Source organism: Ruegeria sp. AD2(2025), from assembly GCF_056542385.1.
In genome coordinates this window covers 2,501-5,978 of sequence record NZ_JBQFZS010000024.1, presented here as the reverse complement: position 1 = coordinate 5,978, position 3,478 = coordinate 2,501, and the positions used below count along the sequence as shown (strand labels likewise).

Annotated in this window: 2 rRNA genes; both read right to left on the bottom strand. The window is 53.0% G+C overall.

The features are described 5' to 3' along the window. Positions 1-63 precede the first annotated feature (63 nt). Positions 64-178, bottom strand: a 5S ribosomal RNA gene (gene rrf, locus ACR1XV_RS21270). Positions 179-366: 188 nt separating this feature from the next. After that, a 23S ribosomal RNA gene (locus ACR1XV_RS21265) occupies positions 367-3,193 on the bottom strand. Positions 3,194-3,478 lie beyond the last annotated feature (285 nt).

Genomic DNA, 3,478 nt, shown 5'->3' with positions numbered 1-3,478 from the left:
GCTACTTGAGACCGGGTCGTGTTCGTTTCATCGTGTTAGAGAGGTTGAGTGGGCTTTTACTAGGTTTGGCGGTGACCTACTCTCCCGGGGCTTAAGCCCAAGTACCATTGGCGCGGCAGTGCTTAACTTCCGGGTTCGGGATGGGACCGGGTGTTTCACTTGCGCTATGACCACCAAACCGAGGAAAAGCCCACGTCGACTTTCTTGCAAAGCAAGAAAGCGACGAGTGGCAGGCAGCGTCTTTTGCTTGCAAAAGGCGCGTTGCCACTCGGTTATATAATCAACCAACATCGCGGCTAGGTGCTACGACGCTATCCATTGTCAAGGTCGGTGTATGCTTTCGGCTTTGTCTTTCCATTACTGGATCAAATCAAGCCTATCGGGCGATTAGTACCGGTCAACTGAACGCATTACTGCGCTTACATCTCCGGCCTATTGACGTGGTGGTCTTCCACGGCCCTCAGGGAGACCTTGTTTTGAGGGGGGCTTCCCGCTTAGATGCCTTCAGCGGTTATCCTGTCCGATCATAGCTACCCAGCACTGCCGTTGGCACGACAACTGGTCCACCAGTGGATCGTTCACCCCGGTCCTCTCGTACTAGGGGCAACTCCTCTCAAGTCTCCTACACCCACGGCAGATAGGGACCGAACTGTCTCACGACGTTCTAAACCCAGCTCACGTACCTCTTTAAACGGCGAACAGCCGTACCCTTGGGACCTGCTCCAGCCCCAGGATGAGATGAGCCGACATCGAGGTGCCAAACACTGCCGTCGATATGGACTCTTGGGCAGTATCAGCCTGTTATCCCCGGCGTACCTTTTATCCGTTGAGCGATGGCCCTTCCACTCGGGACCACCGGATCACTATGGCCGTCTTTCGACTCTGCTCGACTTGTCAGTCTTGCAGTCAGGCTGGCTTCTGCCATTGCACTCAACGAGCGATTTCCGACCGCTCTGAGCCAACCTTCGCGCGCCTCCGTTACGCTTTAGGAGGCGACCGCCCCAGTCAAACTACCCGCCACGCAGGGTCCCGGATCCGGATAACGGACCGCGGTTAGACATCAAGAGTGCGAAGGGTGGTATCTCAAGGGAGGCTCCACGGATACTTGCGTTTCCGCTTCAAAGCCTACCACCTATCCTGCACATCACAATCCTGATGCCAGTGCGAAGCTGTAGTAAAGGTGCACGGGGTCTTTCCGTCTAACCGCGGGAAGCCTGCATCTTGACAGGCAATTCAATTTCGCTGAGTCGATGTTGGAGACAGCGGGGAAGTCGTTACGCCATTCGTGCAGGTCGGAACTTACCCGACAAGGAATTTCGCTACCTTAGGACCGTTATAGTTACGGCCGCCGTTTACCTGGGCTTCAATTCAAGGCTCTCACCTCTCCTTTTAACCTTCAGGCACCGGGCAGGCGTCAGACCCTATACGTCGTCTTGCGACTTCGCAGAGCCCTGTGTTTTTAATAAACAGTCGCCACCCCCTGGTTTGTGCCCCCAGCCCCTAGTTGCCTAGGAACCGGGCCTCCTTCTCGCGAACTTACGGAGGTATTTTGCCGAGTTCCTTCAACATCGTTCTCTCAAGCGCCTTGGTATGCTCTACCAGTCCACCTGTGTCGGTTTAGGGTACGGTCTGATGGAGGGCTATTTCCAGGAACCACTCAGCAGCCCAATCAATCCGATAAGATTGAACTACACCTGTGATCCGTCACATCCTCCTGGCCTAGGAATATTAACCTAGTTCCCATCGCCTACGCCTTTCGGCCTCGGCTTAGGGGCCGGCTTACCCTGCTCAGATTAGCTTTAAGCAGGAACCCTTGGACTTTCGGCGAGAGTGTCTCTCACACTCTTTGTCGCTACTCATGTCATCATTCTCACTAGTGATCTCTCCACCGGATGGCTCACGCCCCGGCTTCATCGAAAGCCTCTCTCCTCCAATCTGCCCGAAGGCATGAAGGAGGAATGAGACTATGTCACACTACGCTCTGCTACCGATGCTTACGCATCCCTAGACTTCGGCTCATGGCTTGAGCCCCGTTACATCTTCGCCGCAGGACAACTTATTTAGACCAGTGAGCTGTTACGCTATCTTTAAAGGATGGCTGCTTCTAAGCCAACCTCCTGGTTGTTTTGGTCGTCCCACCTGCTTTCCCACTTAGCCATGAATTGGGGGCCTTAGTCGTAGGTCAGGGTTGTTTCCCTCTCCACTACGGACGTTAGCATCCGCAGTGTGTCTGCCATCTAGTACTCCCGGGTATTCGGAGTTTGGTTAGGATCAGTAAGCCTGTGGGGCCCCATTACCCATCCAGTGCTCTACCCCCCGGGGTATTCGGATGACGCTCTACCTAAATAGATTTCGCAGAGAACCAGCTATCTCCGAGTTTGATTGGCCTTTCACCCCTAGGCACAGCTCATCCCGATCCTTTTCAACGGATGTGGGTTCGGTCCTCCAGTAAGTGTTACCTTACCTTCAACCTGGCCATGCCTAGATCACTCGGTTTCGGGTCTGATCCCACGAACTCATGCGCCCTATTAAGACTCGCTTTCGCTACGCCTACACCTAACGGCTTAAGCTTGCTCGTAAGACCAAGTCGATGACCCATTATACAAAAGGTACGCCGTCAGATCTCGAGGATCCTCCGACTGATTGTAGGCGTTCGGTTTCAGGTACTGTTTCACTCCCCTCGTCGGGGTGCTTTTCACCTTTCCCTCACGGTACTGGTTCGCTATCGGTCAGCAAGGAGTACTTAGCCTTCGAAGGTGGTCCTCCGATCTTCAGACAGAATTTCACGTGTTCCGCCCTACTTAATACGTCCATCAAAGCTTCCTATACGGGGCTGTCACCCGCTATGGCCACGCTTCCCAACGTGTTCTAGTCACTTATCTGGCTCGGCTGGTCCCCGTTCGCTCGCCGCTACTAGGGGAGTATCAATTGATTTCCTTTCCTCCGGGTACTTAGATGTTTCAGTTCCCCGGGTTTGCTCTTAAAACCCTATGTATTCAGGTCTTAAGTACTTGGTTAAGCGACATATTGATTATCAAAGATAACAATATGAAGCTTTCAAGTGGGTTGCCCCATTCAGAGATCCATGGATCAAAGCTTATTCTCAGCTCCCCATGGCTTATCGCAGAGTATCACGTCTTTCATCGCCTCTTGCTGCCAAGGCATTCACCAAACGCCCTTCTCGCGCTTGATTTGATCCAGAAAAAGAAAGACTGGACTTGCGAAGCAAGTCCATAACGGGTCGGAAGCTGGAACAACCAACCCCTTTTCCTGAACCAAAAGCATACTTTCCCGCCTCCTATCCTGGAACCCATGCTGCCGATGTCGGTCGGCCCCGCATGGAGAATAGAAGACATGCATGATCGTCAGATCATGCGGGTTAGTGTACTTGACTTGGACAACTCTGTTCGTTTCAGCCGGGATATTCAAAGAGGGACGAGGAAACATCCCTAATCAAACCTCCTCACTATGTGTGCTA